The organism is Staphylococcus intermedius NCTC 11048, from assembly GCF_002902385.1.
Lineage (GTDB): Bacteria > Bacillota > Bacilli > Staphylococcales > Staphylococcaceae > Staphylococcus > Staphylococcus intermedius.
In genome coordinates this window covers 88,286-106,779 of sequence record NZ_PPQH01000024.1, presented here as the reverse complement: position 1 = coordinate 106,779, position 18,494 = coordinate 88,286, and the positions used below count along the sequence as shown (strand labels likewise).

At 36.7% G+C, this 18,494-nt stretch carries 19 protein-coding genes and 1 pseudogene; 7 read left to right on the top strand and 13 right to left on the bottom strand.

Going from position 1 to position 18,494, the window contains the following annotated elements; genetic code table 11:
* Positions 1-542: pseudogene (locus CD138_RS06115) on the top strand (metal-dependent hydrolase); the annotation flags it as partial.
* Between the two features lie 879 nt (positions 543-1,421).
* On the opposite strand, the gene CD138_RS06110 reads toward CD138_RS06115, so the two are convergent.
* The 5 genes from CD138_RS06110 to sgtB form a co-directional block, all read right to left on the bottom strand.
* Positions 1,422-2,225: a teichoic acid translocation permease gene (locus CD138_RS06110; RefSeq protein WP_241538846.1), complete on the bottom strand. Its 804-nt coding sequence runs from the start codon at positions 2,223-2,225 to the stop codon at positions 1,422-1,424.
* Positions 2,226-2,228: 3 nt separating this feature from the next.
* Positions 2,229-3,758, bottom strand: a complete 1,530-nt coding sequence (locus tag CD138_RS06105; protein WP_019169379.1) for an ATP-binding cassette domain-containing protein — start codon at positions 3,756-3,758, stop codon at positions 2,229-2,231.
* Between the two features lie 15 nt (positions 3,759-3,773).
* The gene (locus CD138_RS06100) at positions 3,774-4,088 is read right to left on the bottom strand and encodes a YfhH family protein (protein WP_019169378.1); all 315 of its coding nucleotides are present in this window, start codon (positions 4,086-4,088) and stop codon (positions 3,774-3,776) included.
* The gene (gene recX / locus CD138_RS06095) at positions 4,081-4,884 is read right to left on the bottom strand and encodes a recombination regulator RecX (RefSeq protein WP_019169377.1); all 804 of its coding nucleotides are present in this window, start codon (positions 4,882-4,884) and stop codon (positions 4,081-4,083) included. The genes CD138_RS06100 and recX overlap by 8 nt, the downstream gene beginning before the upstream one ends.
* 186 nt (positions 4,885-5,070) lie before the next feature.
* A complete protein-coding gene (gene sgtB, locus CD138_RS06090) occupies positions 5,071-5,877 on the bottom strand; it encodes a monofunctional peptidoglycan glycosyltransferase SgtB (RefSeq protein ID WP_019169376.1) in 807 nt (268 codons plus the stop codon).
* A gap of 199 nt (positions 5,878-6,076) precedes the next feature.
* On the opposite strand from sgtB, the gene CD138_RS06085 reads away from it, so the two are divergent.
* Positions 6,077-7,822 (top strand): pyruvate oxidase, encoded by a 1,746-nt coding sequence (locus CD138_RS06085; RefSeq protein ID WP_019169375.1) that lies wholly within the window; start codon positions 6,077-6,079, stop codon positions 7,820-7,822.
* Between the two features lie 722 nt (positions 7,823-8,544).
* On the opposite strand, the gene CD138_RS06080 is transcribed toward CD138_RS06085, so the two are convergent.
* A complete protein-coding gene (locus CD138_RS06080) occupies positions 8,545-9,060 on the bottom strand; it encodes a type 1 glutamine amidotransferase domain-containing protein (RefSeq protein WP_096560026.1) in 516 nt (171 codons plus the stop codon).
* Between the two features lie 74 nt (positions 9,061-9,134).
* Entirely contained in the window at positions 9,135-9,296 is a 162-nt protein-coding gene (locus CD138_RS14155; RefSeq protein WP_019169373.1) for an SE1561 family protein, read from the bottom strand.
* A gap of 115 nt (positions 9,297-9,411) precedes the next feature.
* Between CD138_RS14155 and yfkAB the strand changes: the two genes are divergently transcribed.
* Positions 9,412-10,551, top strand: a complete 1,140-nt coding sequence (gene yfkAB / locus CD138_RS06075) for a radical SAM/CxCxxxxC motif protein YfkAB (RefSeq protein ID WP_019169372.1) — start codon at positions 9,412-9,414, stop codon at positions 10,549-10,551.
* Positions 10,552-10,670: 119 nt separating this feature from the next.
* Here the strand turns inward: yfkAB and CD138_RS06070 are convergent, their stop codons facing one another.
* Genes CD138_RS06070 through CD138_RS06060 form a run of 3 tightly spaced genes read right to left on the bottom strand, consistent with a single transcriptional unit; the run spans position 10,671 to position 12,655 of the window.
* On the bottom strand, positions 10,671-11,180 hold the full coding sequence (locus CD138_RS06070; protein WP_019169371.1) for an acyl-CoA thioesterase: 510 nt from the start codon (positions 11,178-11,180) through the stop codon (positions 10,671-10,673).
* Positions 11,181-11,197: 17 nt separating this feature from the next.
* Entirely contained in the window at positions 11,198-12,430 is a 1,233-nt protein-coding gene (locus CD138_RS06065; protein ID WP_019169370.1) for an aminopeptidase, read from the bottom strand.
* Between the two features lie 21 nt (positions 12,431-12,451).
* Positions 12,452-12,655 carry a DUF1128 family protein gene (locus tag CD138_RS06060; protein ID WP_019169369.1) on the bottom strand — a complete coding sequence of 68 codons (204 nt, stop codon included), beginning with the start codon at positions 12,653-12,655 and terminating at the stop codon, positions 12,452-12,454.
* Positions 12,656-12,787: 132 nt separating this feature from the next.
* Here CD138_RS06060 and CD138_RS06055 point away from each other — a divergent pair, with 132 nt between their 5' ends.
* The 4 genes from CD138_RS06055 to CD138_RS06040 all read left to right on the top strand — a co-directional run bounded on the left by CD138_RS06055 (position 12,788) and on the right by CD138_RS06040 (position 15,715).
* Complete coding sequence (locus tag CD138_RS06055) at positions 12,788-13,246, top strand: low molecular weight protein-tyrosine-phosphatase (protein ID WP_019169368.1); 459 nt, start codon at positions 12,788-12,790, stop codon at positions 13,244-13,246.
* A 7-nt stretch (positions 13,247-13,253) separates the two neighbouring features.
* Positions 13,254-13,541: a YtxH domain-containing protein gene (locus tag CD138_RS06050; RefSeq protein WP_019169367.1), complete on the top strand. Its 288-nt coding sequence runs from the start codon at positions 13,254-13,256 to the stop codon at positions 13,539-13,541.
* A gap of 213 nt (positions 13,542-13,754) precedes the next feature.
* Positions 13,755-15,101 carry a YihY/virulence factor BrkB family protein gene (locus CD138_RS06045; protein ID WP_019169366.1) on the top strand — a complete coding sequence of 449 codons (1,347 nt, stop codon included), beginning with the start codon at positions 13,755-13,757 and terminating at the stop codon, positions 15,099-15,101.
* Positions 15,102-15,133: 32 nt separating this feature from the next.
* A complete protein-coding gene (locus tag CD138_RS06040) occupies positions 15,134-15,715 on the top strand; it encodes a beta-class carbonic anhydrase (RefSeq protein WP_019169365.1) in 582 nt (193 codons plus the stop codon).
* Between the two features lie 408 nt (positions 15,716-16,123).
* On the opposite strand, the gene vraR is transcribed toward CD138_RS06040, so the two are convergent.
* Genes vraR through vraT form a run of 3 tightly spaced genes read right to left on the bottom strand, consistent with a single transcriptional unit; the run spans position 16,124 to position 18,484 of the window.
* Positions 16,124-16,753, bottom strand: coding sequence for a response regulator transcription factor VraR (vraR, locus tag CD138_RS06035; RefSeq protein WP_019169364.1), 630 nt, complete (start codon positions 16,751-16,753; stop codon positions 16,124-16,126).
* On the bottom strand, positions 16,743-17,786 hold the full coding sequence (vraS, locus tag CD138_RS06030) for a sensor histidine kinase VraS (RefSeq protein WP_019169363.1): 1,044 nt from the start codon (positions 17,784-17,786) through the stop codon (positions 16,743-16,745). Before vraS ends, vraR begins: the two co-directional genes overlap by 11 nt.
* On the bottom strand, positions 17,783-18,484 hold the full coding sequence (vraT, locus tag CD138_RS06025; protein ID WP_019169362.1) for a cell wall-active antibiotics response protein VraT: 702 nt from the start codon (positions 18,482-18,484) through the stop codon (positions 17,783-17,785). Before vraT ends, vraS begins: the two co-directional genes overlap by 4 nt.
* Positions 18,485-18,494: the final 10 nt, after the last annotated feature.

The window sequence follows — 18,494 nt, the reverse complement described above, 5'->3', positions numbered from 1 at the left end:
CTATTTGGGCCATAGGTGTACATCCTTATATTGTATTTATGCCAGTTTTAATCATCCTCATTGTGTATTATATATTAAGATTTCAAATGCGCAGTTGGTTAAAAAAACAAGCTTTAAATCAAGTGGAACATCTCGGCACGCCTATTAAAGTTTTTGTAGCACCGACCCTTCGTTTTATGCAATGGCGTATTGCAATTCAAACGGAAAAGCATGATTACGTTGGTCGTAGTTTTGGACGTAATATTGTGTTTAGCGACAAAGTAGAGCGTCAACCTTTTCCAAGTGATGCGATAATGAAGCATGCGCAATATGATGAAAATGTGATGGCCTTTTTGAACTTTTCTTCTATTTATCGTTGGCATGTGAGACATATTGATTCGCATACGACTGAGTTGCGTTTTATTGATTTGCGTTATTTGAAGGATGGGCATTATCAGTTTGTGGCTATTTTACATCTTGATGATGAGATGAAAGTGAAACATTCGTATACAGGATGGGTATTTAGTGAGGAGAAGTTGATGAAAAAATTACTTGCACATTAATACAAAGTTTGTGAGCATTAATATTTGCACAATGTATGGATACAGTTCTCCGATTGTAAGAACCATTCTTTGCCATATTTTTTATAGCCTTTTAATTGCCATCTTAGGCTCGCGTTCCTAGGCGCTGAAACTACAACTTACTAACGCTTTGATTTTGCTATTACATTGGTTGTAGCGTTAGTAGATTTTGGGAGCTGTACAGAAATCTCTTGTGCAACAAAGATTTCGTCGTACTGCCCCCGCAAGGCTGACTAGACTTCTCAAAAGCACACGCATTGAGAAGTCAGACAGCTACTGCGATAAACAGTAGTCACTGTTAAATATTAGAAATCATATTTAAAACTTTGATTCATCCCTAAGGAGTCTCGCCTGATTCGCAATTTTAAAAGGCTTTTTTATATAGTTGAAGAATCGTTCTTACCTTCTCTTAAATAGGTAACCATACTTATTTCTTTAATTTAAACAATCACTTGTATTCATTCTACTTTTCTTATGAATGAAAAATTTTTTCTCAGGAGTCATGCTCAGCTTTGCACCTATAAAGGCTTTTTGTTTTCGGAGTGAAGCATCGTTCTTACTTTCTCTCATTGTGTTTTCAATATCGTGACTTTATGTTAAATAGGACACCCTGTATTTATTGTTGCTCGTTGTCCTCTTTATTAAGTCACGAGCCACAGTTTTGATAGTTTTCTAATCGATACATACGACTTAACTATTGAGTCTCTTGTAAAAATTCATTTATATCAGTTCATGTGTACCTATACCATCATGATTCCACTCACTCGAGATATCTTTAATATTGACACTCTCATTCAAAAGAATAGTGCTAATCAAAAAAGCTGTATGTAACGTTGGTATGTCGTTACATAACAGCTTTTGTTAATTTGATTCATCTTCTTTTAATTTAGACTGATGGTGTTCGTTAGGTCTGAGTTGTGAAACATAATCTTTCAATGCAAAGCAAAAGACAACCATTAACCCAATGAAACAAATGAAATAGATGTGGTAACCGATGTGATTCATCGCTTCACGACCAACGATTACAGCTTGTTGCATGCCATTAACTAAGTAATACATTGGGTTGAGCATCATGATATGAGTCACAATACCGTTACCATTCGGTGGAATATAAAGGATTGGCACGAGTAAAAATGTCAATATCAGAATCAAAGTAAAAACACGATCCAGTTTTGGGTATAACACATACACTAACCCAAGTAAAAATGACATAATAACGATAAAAATGAATGACATCACACTATAAAAGAAGACGCCTATCCATGTTGTATCTGTATTGAGTGGTTTTAGCCACCCCATGACACTCATTAATACAATTAATATCACCGTATGCATCAGACTCGATAAGACGATATGAAAAAAAGGACTCGTATTAAAGTGACGGGTAACATAATAATCTCTTGGAAAAAAGCGATAATGGATATAAATTGTAATCCATATCACACCAAAAACAATAAGGCCTGTTAAGCGATAGTCAAATGTCGCTTGTGTCACTTCCACGATATCTAAAAATTGAAAAGCAATCGCGCTTAAAATCATTAAACCGAAAGCGATTAAAAAAGTAAGTGCCGTCCATTTGCGATGTTTTTGAAGGCGATATTGGCTGTGTCTGAACAATCTCGTACGATTTTGAAAAAAATGAATTAAGTTTTCTAACACGCTCATCACCTACAATTCTATGTAAATCCATTTGGAATGTTTAAGATCCGCAATGAAATAACCTGAATCTGTTTTACTCATCCAAATATCGGATTTAATATTAAATTCATCTTTAAATTTATCTTGCTTCACAATTGGAAATGTATACCCGATTAAATGATTGCGATCATCAAACAACATAGCAATCGGTTGTTCCACAATCGGTTCTACAAATCGTTGTTGATGTTCGGGTACGAGTGTTTCGTTCACCTTTTGATGCGATTTGTGTAGTGCACTGTTAAAATAATCGACATAGTTAATATAATTGTCTTTCATATAAGGTGCTAACTGTTTACGATCGACTTCTTTATAAAGTGCGGCAGGATTCAAATAAAGAAATTTATCTTTGTTTGCTTTATAGCTTTTTCCATCGACTTCGATTCGGTATGTCGTTTTGTTCTCACCTGTAATCAGCGCAACTGCATCTTGTGGTAGTTGCACATCTTTCCCTTTATGATCTAATGCTGATATTGTCAATTTGTTTTCATTCACAATGCCATAAGCTAATTTATCAACATACGGATCAGATGTCGATTTTGAAATGGTTGCTTGCGTTGCTAATGGTGCGCTCGCAATTTTACCTAAGTTGGTAAATATCAACACACTCGCCATACACATGCCTATAAAAAACAGAGCCAACCATGTCCAAATCCGTGACAAAAAGACAGGTGGTTGCGCGTGTCGATAACGTTCAATACGTCTAAAATTATATGTAAGCTCTGGCATGCGTAAACGACTTCGCTTCCAATCTTCATCAAAATGTTCGCGTTCCTCTGCGGTTGTTAATGATGCCATATCACGTTGATGTGATATGAAATACGGTAAGACTTGTTTGATTGAGCCTTCTTTACGTAGTTGCCCATGTGATATCCAAGCGAGATAGTTACTCACCGCTTTTACTTTTTCAACATCATTATCTATCGTCACCCAAGTCCATTCTCGATCGACATAATCCTCTACCATTAGTTTTGCTTTTTCAAAAAATCCTTCATCTAAATAACTCAATATATGACTTAAAATCACAATTTTCGCTTCTGATGCGCGCGCTAAACTGAACAACAACTGTGCATACTGTGCATCAGTTAAATCTTTCACCGGTTGTTCTTGCACATCTTCTAAATGCGCATATTTAATCACTTGTATGGCTTTATGGTCTGGCGCATCGTAAGGATACAGTTGAATGACATCTTTCACATAATCAATGACTTGAATATTTTCAACTGATTTTTGATTCATATTCGCATAAAACATTGATGCTGAACGTGCGATTCTTCCTTTATCTGGTTCAACAGTTCCAGCCAATATTTCACCGATTAATGATTTAGATGATTCAGCTTCACCGATTATCCCTAACGCTTCTCCTTCATAAATATGTAGAGAAATGTTATTCAACTCAATATCTTCAGGTTGATAACTAAAAGGTTTAAGCACATTTTGCTTTTTTTGATTGCGATAATAATGTGTGACATTAATCATCTTCAAGACAATTGAACTACCCATGCGCTAAAATCCCTTCTATATGTGTAATAATGAAATTGGTAAACCTTCTTCAGCTTCCGCACCATTAATACGGTAGCCCCATGCGAATACACCTTTGAGACGTTCTACTTTAAAATAATTTCCAGTTCCATCTTTAAGACGATAAATTTTACCCATTTCAATTTCGTTCGTATCGACTAAATAACTTTCTGCAATGACGACTTTATTCGCATATACATCATATTCATTCATGATGCCGTTCATTTCAGCTTTTCGCATTTTTTCTTTGCTTGTCTGGATGACATGTAAAATTTCTTGTCTATCCATCTCGCTTAAACGTTTTTCAATCATGATCAATACCACTTTCTGTCAGTTTTCGTTGGATATCATCATACGAATACCCTTTTCTTAACAACGCTTCAATCGTTTTGTTATATAAAGTCTTTCCTTCATATTTCTTCTGATATTTATTATAGACTTTCTCTAAATCACGTTGCAATAAATTATCCACTGTTTCTGGATCTTGTGTAAAATCTAATGCATTCATCACTTTAAATATTGTATCTAAGTTGAATCCCTTTTGTTGTAATGATTGCTGTACTTTCACTTTCACCTTTGAAACAGGTCCCTTTTTCTGGTCCATTATTTTTTGAGCAATTTGCATGATGCGCTCGAAAGATTGTTCGTCTTCATATAATCGAACGCCTTCATCGATCAAATCCGCTTCAATCCCTGCCTGGTGTAACTTTTGACGAAATACTTCAGGACCTTTATCTGTTGTACGAAGCATCGTATTTTTTAAACTCAACATATAGTCACGATGATCAATCAGTTTGAGTCGCTCACAATAGGCAATCGTTTCATGGATGATGTCTTCTTCATAACCTTCTTTTTTGAGCTGTGTCGCAATTTCTTTACGCGTTCTTTTGCGATATGACAAATATTGAATGGCGTGATTGTTCGCTTGCTGTTGATGCTCACGTTGGGCCAAAGCCTTAAGTTCTGCAGTGTCCACTTCATCGCCTTTTTTGATATTAAATGCCACTAGCGTATCCATTGAAATGCCTAGCGCAAATTCGTTATCGATATAAATGTTAAAACGCTCATGGTGATTTTTTTGCACTTCAATTTTTGTGATTTTTGACATCGTTTCACCCCTTTAAATAACAAAAAAGGGAAGAGCTCAAATCTAAAAATATAATTAGATTCCAATGCTCTACCCCACTCTGATAATAGCGTCGTTAACAGCATTAAAGTTTGTGTAGTCATAGAAGTCATAATTAATCTCGTATTCTCTCTACACTTCATGTCCTTATTATGCCATAATCATGCATTAAGCACCAAGCTGTTGCAACGCTTCAGTATATTGTTGTTCATTAATATATTCTTGTTGTTTCATTTTTTCTAAGGTCATTTTCGTACGATTAATAAATGAAGGAGACATGTCATTTACATTGTACACAGAAGGCGCATTGACTTTACTCGCTAAAATTGCACTTTGTAACACTGTAATATGTGGTAATGTATAATTTTGTTCATTCGTTGTGACGCCAAAATAATAATTGGCAGCTGATTCAATCGTATAATGATTATCGCCGTAATAAATATTATTCATGTAGTAACTTAAAATTTCATCTTTATCGTAATGGCGTTCAATACGTTTTGCGACAAACATTTCTTTCAATTTACGTGTCACGGTCTGTTGGTTGTCATAATAATAGTTTTTGGCAAGTTGTTGCGTAATGGTACTTCCACCTTGCAGACGATCACTGTCACGCACTGATGCAAAAATGGCACGTAAGCTCCCTCGATAATCTACACCAGAATGTTTATAGAAGCGACGATCTTCGACAGCAATAAAAGCCCCTTTTGTATAGTCTGGCATTTGAGCAGCACTGACATAACTACTTTTTTGTTCAATACTTTTTAAGTCATCTATATCCGCGCGTTGGGCCATGAAATACATCGCGCCAATAAATAATGCCCCCGCTAAAACAAGCAGCAACAATAACGTACGAAAAATACGACGTGGCTTTTGCTTCTTAGGTGGTTGTCCGACGGGTTGATAATACGTATTATGATACGGCTCATTGTTTGGTGAATGCTTGGACTGCTGGGCTATTCGGTCTCTTCTTTTCATACATGTTGACCTACTTTCTCATTTTCAAATCACTTATTAATGTGAGTTTACCAAGTCCTTTAAAAATATGCTATATGTTTCGGCAAAAATCAGTCTGTAGAACGAGCTTGAGCACGAACATTGAAGTATGTTACTGAACGTGAAAAAATGGGTATGTAAATACATTAGAGAATACAAACAGAAGGAGCATTCATAATTTATGGGAAAAGTAAAAGCAAATATGGCTTTAGTGAAAGCTTTAAAAGCATGGGATATTGATCACGTTTATGGTATTCCAGGTGACTCTATCGATGCAGTAGTAGATGGATTAAAAGCAGTAGAGGACGAAATCGACTTTATTCATGTTCGTCACGAAGAAGTCGCGAGTCTTGCAGCTGCTGCTTATACAAAATTAACTGGTAAAATTGCAGTCTCACTTGCAATCGGTGGACCAGGTGCTATCCATTTGTTAAACGGGATGTATGATGCAAAAATGGATAATGTGCCACAACTTGTGTTATCAGGACAAGCAGACAGTCATAAGCTTGGAACAAAAGCATTCCAAGAAGTTGACTTACCAAAAATGTTTGAAGATGTTGCAGTTTATAACTATCAATTGAAAGACAGTGATGCATCACGTGTTTTCGAAATTGTTGACGAAGCGATTCGTACAGCATATCGCGAAAAAGGCGTTGCAGTATTAACTTTACCAAACAACATTTTAAATACAAAAGTTGAGGACAATTTCCCAACAGAAGTTGAACCGTATGTACCTGAACGTCGTCAACCTTTGAACCACGAAATTCAAAGAGCGGCACAGTTGTTCAATGAAAGCAAAAAACCTGTTATTTTAGTCGGTAAAGGAACAGAACATGCGAAAGCGGAAGTGCGTCAATTTATTGAAAAAGGTAAAATCCCAACAATCGTAACGTTACCTTCAAAAACTATTGTCGGTGATGATCACCCTTATAATCTTGGTAACCTCGGTAAAATTGGCTCAAAACCATCTTACCAAGCGATACAAAATGCAGACTTATTGATTTTAGCAGGTACAAACTATCCGTATGTCGATTATTTACCGAAGAAAAACATTCCAGCGATTCAAATTGATGAAAATCCTGATGCAATCGGTCACCGTTTCGATGTGGATGCGCCTATCGTTGGAGACAGTCAGCTAGCATTGCGTGCTTTAACTGATGCAATTCAACCTGTCGATAAGCGACCATTCTTAAATGAAATGTTAGATCATCTAGACACTTGGAAAGGCTGGATGACTGAAGATAAAAATAATGATGCTTCACCAATTCGACCTGAACGTTTGATGGATGCGATAAATAAAGTCATGACTGATGATACTGTCATTGCAGCAGATGTTGGTACATCAACTGTATGGTCAACACGTTACCTTAACTTAGGTGTGAACAACCACTTCATCATTTCAAGCTGGTTAGGTACGATGGGTTGTGCCCTTCCAACAGCCATCGCATCACGTATCGCCTTTCCTGGACGTCAAGTCATTGGTATTACAGGTGATGGTGCATTTGAAATGGTCATGCAAGACTTCTCAACAGCTGTGCAATACAATTTACCAATGGTGTTGTTCGTACTTAATAACAGCGAACTTTCATTTATTAAATATGAACAACAAGAAGCCGGTGAATTAGAGTACGGAATTGACTTTAGCGATATTGACTTTGCGAAATTTGCCGAAGCTTGTGGCGGTGTCGGTTACACATTGAAAGATCCAAAAGATATTGATTCAATCGTACAAACAGCAGTACAACAACATAAACCAACAATCGTGAATGTTTATGTTGATAAAAACGCTGCACCACTTCCAGGTAAAATCGTACCTGAACAAGCTATTAATTATGCAAAATGGGCATACCGTAGCTTAACAGAAGATCGCAAGTTTATCTTCAATGAAATGCCATCATTAACAACTGCAGTAAGACGTTTCTTATAATTGAAGTTTTCCACAGCATGGGTGAAATCACCTGTGCTGTTTTTTTATTGGAGTTTTAAATTACATTTTCACTGTTCCATTCAATGTAGATTTTAGAAATACTGAAGATACGTAAAGTCTAAAAATTTCATGTTCGGACGACCTAACCTAAAATGGTAATATCAGCAAAATATAAGCAACTAGAAAAATAGGAACGGATCAAGTCACTACCAGATAAAGATAAGAAGATATGGATTGTGAAAGTTACACACATGACTTAAGTCTTACTACACATTTTTACGACGTCAACCATGATTGCAAGAACTTCCCGAGACTCTTGAGGGATTATACACACCACATAGTTTGAGACAAAAGCACTAAAAAACACTCGACAATATATAGTGCAATCAACATCTATTAAAATAAGTAAGAAAGGAGTGAGCAATTAAAATATTTTGTTTTCGTATTGCCCCTTTCTCGCATTTCAGGTGTCACTCAAGATTGCAAGAACCGCGCAAGACTCCTAAGGCATCAGCTGAATCTGAAAATCCAATTCAGCTTCCTTGAATTATTCACTCAATAAAGCTGAATTTAGTTGAGGATTCAGCGCCTTGGAAAGCGTAGCACGGTTCAAGCAATCTGGTAATCCAGCCCACTCTAAATGTTACAAAATGTATTCAAAATAACATATATTAAAAAAGCGAACACTAGACAATGCTAGCGCTCGCTCAATCTATCACTACTTATTTAAATTGATTCACAATCTCTCTATTAAAGTCATCTAAATCATCAGGTGTACGACTTGTCACTATATTCTTATCCACAACAACAGATTCGTCAACAACATGTGCACCTGCGTTCGATAAATCTTTACGTACATTCAACACTGCAGTTAAAGTACGACCTTTTAACTCATCTGTGTCGATTAAAATTTGTGGGCCGTGGCAAATTGCGAATGATGGTAAATCCTCTTTAAGGAAATACTTCGCGAAAGTACCAAATCTTTGTTCTGCATCACCACGTAATAAGTCTGGTGAGAAGCCACCTGGTAATAATAAGCCATCGTAATCTTCTGGTTTTGCATCAGCAATCGATACGTCCACAGTCACTTTAGTACCGTGTTTACCTACAACTTCTGCATTGGCCGTTGTACCAATGACTACCGTTTCATGGCCCGCTTCTTCAAGTGCTTCTTTAGGGCTAGTGAATTCAATATCTTCAAATTCGTCTGCTAATAATACAGCTACTTTTGCCATAATTTGCATCACCTTTCATTTAAATATCTCGTTCTTGTTTACCCCAAAGAAAATCATCAAAACATATTGACCCAAGTTTATTTGCGTAATTGACTCACTTTCGCTTCAAGTTGGTCCAATAACTGAATCCATTCGTCAATATCCGCTACATTGACCTCATTCGGATCCGCACTTTCAATCTCTTCTAAAAATTGAGAAAGTCTCTCTTTCACTTGATTCATAGTTTGTGGCTCTTTCATACTTAACGATTCTCCTTTATAATTGCAGTTGTCATAGTTATATTAACATGAAATTGATATTCCTCAATGGTAAATATCAAATCTTCATGTATTTTAAGATGAGGAGTTTTTAAAGATGTTAACGACCCAAAAGGAGCCTATTTCAATATTTAATGACCCGTGGGAGCCTTATACAGATATAGAACAATACGGTCAATTGACGCTAAGCAACGTTGAATTCACGACAACGAATTTATGTAATATGCGTTGTAGTCATTGTGCTGTGGGCTATACATTACAAACGAAAGACCCCGATACATTACCGATGTCATTAATTTTACAACGTTTAGATGAAATTCCAACGTTGCGTACCATTTCTATTACAGGTGGCGAACCGATGTTTTCGAAAAAATCAATTCGAGAAGTTGTAAAGCCACTCCTGCAATATGCCTATCAACGTGGTATTTACGTTCAATTAAATTCTAACTTAACCTTACCATTAGAGCGTTATTTGGATATTGCAGAATATATCGATGTACTTCATATTTCTCACAACTGGGGAACGATTGATACATTTACAGAAGTTGGTTTTGGTGCGATGGACAAACAACCGCCATTAAAAGCAAAATTGAAGTTGTATGAACAAATGATTTCCAATGCACGTACTTTAAGTGAACAAGGCATGTTCGTCTCAGCGGAAACTATGTTGAATAAAAGCACACACCCACATCTTGCATCGATACACCGTGAAGTTGTCAACGATATGAAATGTCAACGCCATGAAATTCATCCGATGTACCCTGCTGATTTTGCAAGTCAATTAGAAGTACTCGATTTGAAAACGATGAAAGAAGCGATTTCACATTTATTAGATGTGCGCGATCCAAATACGTGGATGTTGTTTGGAACACTCCCTATTTTTCCTTGTTTGCAAGATGAAGCAGATGCGAAGTTGCGTCAAAAGTTAAAACAGGCACCAAATGTGACGATGCGGAATGACCCTGATGGCCGCAGTCGTTTAAATGTAAATGTGTTTACAGGTAATGTGATTGTGACAGATTTTGGTGATGAAACAGGTACGATTTCTAATATTCGACATGATCAATTGACGGATGTCTTCCAAAGATGGTTGGATAGTCCGTTAGCACAATCGATCAATTGTCACTGTCCGAAGTTTGAATGTTTAGGACCGAATATTCTCGTTAAAAATATGTATTATCCGAATGTTGATTTTAAAAAACAGGAAGCGCACATGCATTCAATTTTCAATCAATAAATAGACATGAAGGCTGGGAAACGTGTGTGAGCGTTTCCCAGCCTTTTGATGATTAAAAATATGGAAATGTAAAATCAATTATGACAATCAAAAGATTTGGTTTCAATTCAAACTATTACTTATTGTTTAAATTCTAATTCTGAAATAAATTGTAATGTTTGTTTACTTTCTTTACGGCGTTCAACACGTGCTTCAGCTGTTTCATGGAACCATTTTTCTGCTTCCGTTTCCGGATATACTGCAGGTACTTTTGTTGGTTTTCCATCATCATCTAACGCAACAAAAGTTAAAAAGCTGAGTGCTGCTAACTCTTGCTTATTGTTTGGAATGTCCTCAATTAAAATTTGAACACATACTTCCATTGATGAACTTCCTGAATATGACACCATTGCAATATACGTTAAAATATCACCGTTACGAATCGGTTTTAAGAAGTCGACTGAGTCTGTTGAAGCCGTCACGACGGTATGATTGGCATGTTTCATTGCACAAATCGCTGCAATTTCATCGATATTCGCCATCATCGTACCACCAAACAATGTCCCCAAATGATTCGTATCTTGTGGAAATACTTGTCTCGATTTATAAACTTTTGAATCTTGCATCGCTTTTTTATCTATGCTTGCCATGTGAACACCCCTATTTTTTAATGGACCCAATTCCCGTCTTTAAATACTTGTTCTTCTGTACCATCTTCTCGTACACCGAAAATATTCAGATCATTGCTTCCAATCATAAAGTCCACATGGGTTAAAGAATCATTCAAACCATGTGCTTTCAGTTCTTCAGCTGTCATTTCCGTTCCACCTTGTAAATTAAATGCATAAGCAGCACCTAACGCAATATGACATGATGCATTTTCATCAAACAATGTATTAAAGAAAATGGTATTTTTATTTGAAATGGGTGAATCGTCTGGCACTAATGCAACTTCGCCTAAACGACGCGCACCTTCATCCGTATCGAGTAAATCTGCTAAAACTGCTTCCCCTTGTGCGGCTTCAAAGTCTACTACCACACCATCTTTAAACGTCAATTTAAAACCGTCAATAATGGTACCGTTATAACTGAGTGGTAACTTATTAGTAACATAGCCGTTGACATTGTTGCAATCAGGGGCAGTGAACACTTCTTCAGTCGGAATGTTAGCAATAAAACCTTGACCATTTTCCGTATAGCTCATCGGTTCTTCCCAAATATGTCCTTTCGGTAAGCCAATATGTAAATCCGTGCCTTCTGAAACAAAATGAAGCGCTATATAAGCTTTGTCATTTAACATCGCTACACGTGCTTTTAAATTTTGTGCATGTTGTTCCCAGTTTTCGATCGGATCATTGCCATCTACACGGACAATACTTAAAATGTCTTCTAAAAATCGATCCATCGCTTCATCGTTACTCAACTCAGGATACACACGATTTGCCCATGCTTGAGATGGATAACTTGCAACTAGCCACGGAAAACTATTTTTTTGTGCAGCAATCATATAAGGTTTAAATGCTTTTGCATATTGATGCTGTGCTGCCTTTAATTTGTCAGACTCAATGCCATTCAACAAATCTGGGTCTTCTGATAACAGTGCTAACATACACGCACCACGGTTCACGTAATCCATGCGTTCTTCAATATCGTAACTTTTAACTTCTTGTTCAAAAAATGCTGTCGTCTCATTTTCATATTTCAAACGCTTAATTTGAGGATCCTCGTATTTCACTCTTACATCTGAGGCACCTGCTGCATAAGCTTCTTTTACAATCAAACGTGTAAAATCAACTGTTTCTACAGACGTTCGAATGTACACAGGTTGCCCTTCTTGAACGTTCATCCCCACACGTACGAGTAATTTAGCGTATTGTTGTAATCGTTTCTCAGTTGTCATATAAAAACCTCCTCATTGGAATTACTTGCGAATGTCACCTAATGCTTCAGTGATACCCGTCATTTCTCGCGGGGTAAAATCACGTTTCGAAGTGACAAACGCATGAATATCTTCTATATCTTCACGGTCATTTTCACTATAGTTCTCTGGATCAATTAATCCCGGGTTAACTAAATTCAAACGATCGCGTATTTCTATAATCATTTCTTCAATAGTTTTTGACATGTATCTCATCCTTTCGTCTCCAATATTTTATCAAAGTGATGAATATTTGAAAAATTTTTGTCGCTTTCACTTTCGAATTGTTTTAAAAAAGGCTAAAATGGGCATATAGATTAGAACATGGAGGTTATCTACATGACAACAGTTGCTTTTGTATGTTTGGGCAATATTTGTCGCTCTCCTATGGCTGAGGCAATCATGCGCCAACGTTTAAAGGATCGCAATATTGACGACATTGAAGTATACTCGAGAGGGACAGGTCGATGGAACTTAGGCGAACCCCCTCATCAAGGTACGCAACACATTTTAAAAGCACATGACATTCCTTTCGATGGGATGATTAGCGAATTATTTACAGAAACGGATGATTTTGATTACATTATTGCAATGGATCAAAGTAATGTAGATAATATTCAAGCCATTAATCCTCATCTTAAAGGTCAGTTGTACAAATTGCTTGATTTCAGTGATATGGATGAAACAGATGTTCCAGACCCATATTACACAAATAATTTTGAAGGTGTTTATGAAATGATACAATCATCTACGGATCATTTAATAGACCATATTCTAAAAGACACACGAAAGGGGTAACATCATTATGCAAAACAAATTATTACCTGGAATTTTAATTGGAGCTACAGTGGGTGGTGCGATTGCGTTAATCGACAAAAACACACGCCGTTCTGTAAAAACTTCAGTAAATAACATTAAAACAGGACAACGTTCAAACCAACCTTCTAAGTTCACTCAAGTGAAAGATGAAGTATTATACTGGAAAAATACGTTTGACGAAATCCGTCGTAACAATCCAGAATTAGAACGTTCTTTACGCAATGCAAAAGATACGTTTATGGAACGTAAAAACAACAAACAAATTGGTCTTTAATCGTTTGATTTGAGTTCAATTGTTGGATGACAGTCACACCTTAAGTACGAACAGCTGATATGCCTTACATTGATACGCAAACCTTTCAATGCATTGATGGTTCATGTTGTTCCAATGCTAAATGTCTCTGTCATACCCTGGGGCAATTTCAATGCACATTTTATGATGCCTTGGAGATTGCCCTCTTTTAATTTTAAAAAAAGGAGTTTAGTTATGTCTAAAAACGAACAGCAGTCAGAAGGCTTCATCGATAAAGTTAAAAGCACCATTTCTAACGATGAAAATGACTCAAATGAAAAAGAAGAAGCACCCTCTCCTGATCGAAAAGGAGATGCAACAGGTGAAACAGAAGATAAACATAAATTCGTGAAACCACAACCGTTTCAATCCAAAGAAGCACCGAAAGAAAATCAAACATTTTTCGTATCAAGAATCAATAAACCGGCTAAATATACCGATCGTCCGAACTTTTTCAATTATTTAATTTATCGAATCGGAAAAGACGATGCGTCAGGATTAGCAGCGCAACTCGCATATTACTTTATGTTGTCGTTATTCCCAATGCTGATTTTCATTTTATCTCTCGTACCACTCTTTAATATTGATCGGGATACGATTACAGCACAAATTTCAAACAATGCGCCCGCAGAAACCTCTTCCATCATTACCGGTATTATTGATGATGTCATGGGGAATTCCAGTGGTGGTCTACTCTCAGTCGGGTTAATTTTGGCATTGTGGACAGCTTCTAATGGGATGACTGCGATGATGAATGCATTTAACGTTGCTTATGATGTAGAGGATAGTCGTAACTTTATCGTATCGAAGTTGTTAGCTGTTTTCTTTACTTTGTTAATTGGCATCACATTACCATTAACCCTTGTCTTATTTACATTTGGTGAGCAAATCGGTAACTTATTATTTGGTCCACTCGGTCTTGACGAACAAATTCGTTGGGTGTTTAGTCTCTTACGTACTGCGCTTCCTGTATTAGCTGTACTGATTGTTTTTACAATTATTTATACACTCGCACCAAATGTGAAGATTCGTTTTAAATCTGTCATTCCAGGTGCACTCTTTTCAACGATTGTATGGATTTTAGGTTCACTGGCATTTGGTTTTTACGTATCAAACTTTGCCAACTACTCTAAAACTTATGGTAGTATCGGTGGGGTTATCGTCCTCATGTTATGGTTGTATATTACGGGCTTTATTTTGATCATTGGGGCTGAAATCAACGCGATTGTTCATCAGCGTAAAGTAATTAAAGGAAAAACACCTGAAGAAGAAACATATGATGAACTTGAGGCTCAAGATGAAGAAGCGTTAGCCGAAGCACATAATAACTATGGTGAAAAAGAAGGCAAACAAGTGGACGACCATCAAGAATCTCACGAACAACGTCATCACGAAAAAGAACAGAGTACAGATTCTGAAGCGAAACATGACGAGCCTAAAGATCAAACGTCAACAGACCGTGCGCCACAATACAAAGAACCTGAAGAAGTGGAACGTACGAATACAGGTCGTTCAAATCATATTAAAACAACTAAAGACTAATCAGCTCTAGACCAATCTTGGGAGGAAGTCTAATGACATTACTAGAACACATTTTAGAATATAACGAAGAATTTGTAGCGAATAAAGCGTATGAAGCTTATTCAACAAGTAAAACACCTTCAAAAAAAGCTGTCCTACTTACATGTATGGATACGCGATTACAAGATTTATCTACCAAAGCACTCGGTTTCAATAATGGAGATTTAAAAGTTGTAAAAAATGCAGGCGCAACAATCAGCCATCCATTCGGTTCAACAATGAGAAGTTTACTCGTAGGTATTTACGCATTAGGTGCAGAAGAAATTATTATTATGGGCCATAAAGATTGTGGTATGGGGAATATTAATGTAGATGAAGTGATGACAACGATGCAACAACGCGGTGTTGATCAACAAGTCATTGATATTCTCAATTACTCTGGCATTGACGTCTCAAACTTTTTAAAAGGTTTTGATGATGTGTATGATAACGTGAAGCACAATATCGACATGATTTATGAACACCCGTTATTTGATAATAAAGTACCTGTTCACGGTTTGGTGATTGATCCTCATACCGGTGAATTAGATCTTGTGCATAACGGGTATGCGCGTGCTGAAGCATATCAAAAATAAATCAGATAGTGTTAAAAGGAGCTAGGACATTATCATTTTTGATGTTATGAATGCAGTATTTTATTCAACTTGCCCTTCCTATGAGTTGTGGCTTCTGATTGCCCTTATGGCTTCGCGTTCCCAGGGGACTTGCCTCAACTAAATTCGGCTTGATTGAAGTGTACACTTGATGGAGGCCGAATTGGATTTTCGGCTGCGTCTGATCCCTCGGGAGTCTCAGCCACTGGGCAATTTTACATCAAATGCAGTCAACTTGGGAAAACTTATAAAATGGAGACAACCCCATAACATCCAATGATGACGTCCCATTCATCCTCATTTTTGCCTGTTTTATCACCATTAATCGATATATGTCCATAAAAAGGATAAGGACTGGGAAAACTTAATGTCCCAGTCCTTTGTGCTATGTTATTCAATTAAGCCGTGTTGGAAAGCGTAAATGACTGCTTGTGTACGATCTTGCACCTCAAGCTTACTTAAAATATTACTTACATGCGTCTTCACTGTCTTAATCGTAATATGTGACGCACTCGCAATTTCTTGGTTCGAATACCCTTTTGAAATCAATAATAAAATTTCCATCTCGCGCTCAGTCAACAATTCATATAATTCGGCACGTTGCTTCATTCGATTGCGCATCTTCACTAATACTTCCGCTTCGAACACAGACTCACCACGACTTGTTTTGCGCACTGCTTCTGCAATATCTTTGGCACTCGTCGTTTTCAAAATATAGCTATCTACACCGGCATCTAATGCGCGATACACTTCTTTATCCTCAATATAACTTGTCAGCATGACGACTTTAATGTGTGGCAAATCTTTCTTAATTTGCATCGTTGCATCAACACCGTCCATATCAGTCATCACTAAATCCATTAAAATTAAATCAGGTTTTAGTTCATGCGCCTTTGCAATGGCTTCTTTACCCGACGCCCCTTCTCCAACAACTTCGATATCAGGTTGTGTCGACAAATAACTAGAAATCCCAATACGTACCATTTCATGATCATCAACAAATAATACTTTAATTGTCATGGTGTTCCTCCTTTTCAAGTGGTGCTTTCACTTCAATTCTCGTCCCTGCATCAGGTAATGAAACAATATGGAATGTGGCACCAATTTCTATTGCACGTTCACGCATATTTTTTAATCCATAACTTTGTTCTAACTTATCATCGACATTAAATCCAATGCCGTCATCTTGTATTCTTAACAATAAATAGTCATTGCGGTTCAGCAATTCTACCGTCACCTGTGTGCCCTCAGCATGTCGTAATGTGTTGGAAATGGCTTCTTGTGTAATTCTAAAGAGGTGGTCTTCAATGCCTTTAGGGACTTCAAACTCATCAATTTCTTGAACGACTTTAATGGGTACTTTGCGCTGTAAATCCGTCACAAGCGACTTAATGCCCTCACCTAACGATTTATCTTTCAATCCGATTGGTCTTAAATGGAGTAGCAATGCACGCATTTCAAGTTGTGAATCTTGAACCATTTTTTCTAACGTCGGAATTTGTTGATCTAACGGCGGTGCTAAATCTGTCTCTTTAATTGCAGACAACATCATACTCGCCGCAAAAAGTTGCTGTGACACACTATCATGTAATTCACGTGCCAAGCGTTGTCGTTCATCTTCAATAATCTTTTTGACTTTTAAATCATTTAAATTATACGTTTCATTCGTTAAATTTTGCGTTTTAATCCGCATTTTATGTAGTTCTTGATTCAGTGGGACGAGTGCTTGGTATAATTCAATCGTTTCGTTGTATAACTCGAGCTGTTGGTCATTGATACCCACCGTTTCGCCTTCAAAAGCACGGACGATTTGCTGTTTAAGCCAATCATTTTGCTGGTTGATTTTATAAGCTAACACACTACCTACAATAATACATAAAAAAATGACGACTAAATTTAAAAAGATAAACACTGGAATCCCTAAAATTTGAGTATAAAACATGCCTTGAAAGAAAATAATATTTGTAAACACTTTATCAATAAAGAAAAACGCCGTGAGCATACTATATACAAGAACTAACATTGAACCTATCGCTCGAACGTAGTGATTCATCGATAAACCACCTCAACATCACCTATAAATGTTGAGACGAAGATGTTGACGGTATAGTTTTCAGGTTTATGTTGCGATTGCATCAAAACATTATTATTTTCAATTTTAAAATGTTGTTGATCTAAAGTGACATTGCCGTAAAATGCAGCCACATTCAAATTGACATTATAATTGAGTGGTACCACGACTTGTACTTTTCCGACAATATGACGGATGACGACATGATTTTGCATTTTTAAATTTGCTGCTTTCGTCATGTCCACAACAACGTCACCAATCCCATGTTGTATTTGCAAATCTTCCCATTTATACACATAGACGGGTGTTTTTTGTTCACCAAACCATTTTTGTTTAATAAATGAAGGCGTTTGTGCAGTGTCTTCTGAAGATATGATTTCAAGTGGTCGTCTTTTGTAAATCACGTAACGTACCGCAACAATAATCATAAACAAAAACAGTATGACGAGTGTGTATTTATTTGATAATAATGTAAATAAAATCATTAATGCGCCAATCCAGAAAAATAGTAATCCACGCACTTTATGAAAGTAAATATAACCGACATACATTAAAATACTGCCTAATAATAAAACGAAAAGGAACCCGATTTTCTCAAAAAAGATATAGTAGAGGTTCGCGATAATCATTAGCGCAGTAAAAATAATGAGTAACTCGGTCGAAATATATTTTTGAGTCATATTTCCACCT

Bases quoted from the DNA above. Each gene is read 5' to 3' on its own strand.
- CD138_RS06110 (WP_241538846.1), bottom strand. From the start codon at position 2,225: ATGAGCGTGTTAGAAAACTTAATTCATTTTTTTCAAAATCGTACGAGA.
- CD138_RS06105 (WP_019169379.1), bottom strand. From the start codon at position 3,758: ATGGGTAGTTCAATTGTCTTGAAGATGATTAATGTCACACATTATTAT.
- CD138_RS06100 (WP_019169378.1), bottom strand. From the start codon at position 4,088: ATGATTGAAAAACGTTTAAGCGAGATGGATAGACAAGAAATTTTACAT.
- recX (WP_019169377.1), bottom strand. From the start codon at position 4,884: ATGTCAAAAATCACAAAAATTGAAGTGCAAAAAAATCACCATGAGCGT.
- sgtB (WP_019169376.1), bottom strand. From the start codon at position 5,877: ATGAAAAGAAGAGACCGAATAGCCCAGCAGTCCAAGCATTCACCAAAC.
- CD138_RS06085 (WP_019169375.1), top strand. From the start codon at position 6,077: ATGGGAAAAGTAAAAGCAAATATGGCTTTAGTGAAAGCTTTAAAAGCA.
- CD138_RS14155 (WP_019169373.1), bottom strand. From the start codon at position 9,296: ATGAAAGAGCCACAAACTATGAATCAAGTGAAAGAGAGACTTTCTCAA.
- yfkAB (WP_019169372.1), top strand. From the start codon at position 9,412: ATGTTAACGACCCAAAAGGAGCCTATTTCAATATTTAATGACCCGTGG.
- CD138_RS06070 (WP_019169371.1), bottom strand. From the start codon at position 11,180: ATGGCAAGCATAGATAAAAAAGCGATGCAAGATTCAAAAGTTTATAAA.
- CD138_RS06065 (WP_019169370.1), bottom strand. From the start codon at position 12,430: ATGACAACTGAGAAACGATTACAACAATACGCTAAATTACTCGTACGT.
- CD138_RS06060 (WP_019169369.1), bottom strand. From the start codon at position 12,655: ATGTCAAAAACTATTGAAGAAATGATTATAGAAATACGCGATCGTTTG.
- CD138_RS06055 (WP_019169368.1), top strand. From the start codon at position 12,788: ATGACAACAGTTGCTTTTGTATGTTTGGGCAATATTTGTCGCTCTCCT.
- CD138_RS06050 (WP_019169367.1), top strand. From the start codon at position 13,254: ATGCAAAACAAATTATTACCTGGAATTTTAATTGGAGCTACAGTGGGT.
- CD138_RS06045 (WP_019169366.1), top strand. From the start codon at position 13,755: ATGTCTAAAAACGAACAGCAGTCAGAAGGCTTCATCGATAAAGTTAAA.
- CD138_RS06040 (WP_019169365.1), top strand. From the start codon at position 15,134: ATGACATTACTAGAACACATTTTAGAATATAACGAAGAATTTGTAGCG.
- vraR (WP_019169364.1), bottom strand. From the start codon at position 16,753: ATGACAATTAAAGTATTATTTGTTGATGATCATGAAATGGTACGTATT.
- vraS (WP_019169363.1), bottom strand. From the start codon at position 17,786: ATGAATCACTACGTTCGAGCGATAGGTTCAATGTTAGTTCTTGTATAT.
- vraT (WP_019169362.1), bottom strand. From the start codon at position 18,484: ATGACTCAAAAATATATTTCGACCGAGTTACTCATTATTTTTACTGCG.